The following is a 346-nucleotide window of genomic DNA, read 5'->3' as shown; positions in this document are numbered from 1 at the left end:
GGTCCCATCTCATGCGCCCACAGCTTGCCGTTGGCGTCGAAGGCCATGCCCAGGATGTTGCGATGGCCCAGCGACCACACCTGTGCGGCAACCCCGCCCTGTGAGGCGAACGGGTTGTAGAGACGGATTTCAATGTTGGGGTGCCGGTCCAGCGCCATCATCAGCGCGTCCTTGTCCTTGGCGTTCATGTCATCGAGCAGGATGCGCACGCGCACACCGCGCTCGCCATCGATGATGCGGCGGTGTTGTTGGTCGATCACATCGATGCCGATGTTCAGATCGTCCTGCCAGACCAGTAGTGCCATCCCCGGCTCCCCTTCATGCGTATGTCGGGGCCGACTGTAGA

Annotated in this window: 1 protein-coding gene; it reads right to left on the bottom strand. The window is 62.1% G+C overall.

Going from position 1 to position 346, the window contains the following annotated elements; translation table 11 throughout:
• Window positions 1-305 (bottom strand): PQQ-dependent sugar dehydrogenase (locus ABGA94_RS22310; protein WP_375368113.1); only part of this gene is annotated, 305 nt, incomplete at its 3' end.
• Between the last annotated feature and the right edge of the window lie 41 nt (window positions 306-346).

Origin of the sequence: Stenotrophomonas sp. 3diitr2024 (assembly GCF_042136455.1) — a bacterium.
In the GTDB taxonomy this organism is placed as follows: domain Bacteria; phylum Pseudomonadota; class Gammaproteobacteria; order Xanthomonadales; family Xanthomonadaceae; genus Stenotrophomonas; species Stenotrophomonas sepilia.
The sequence above is the reverse complement of the archived record's forward strand: the minus strand, read 5'-3'. Positions and strand labels throughout refer to the sequence as shown.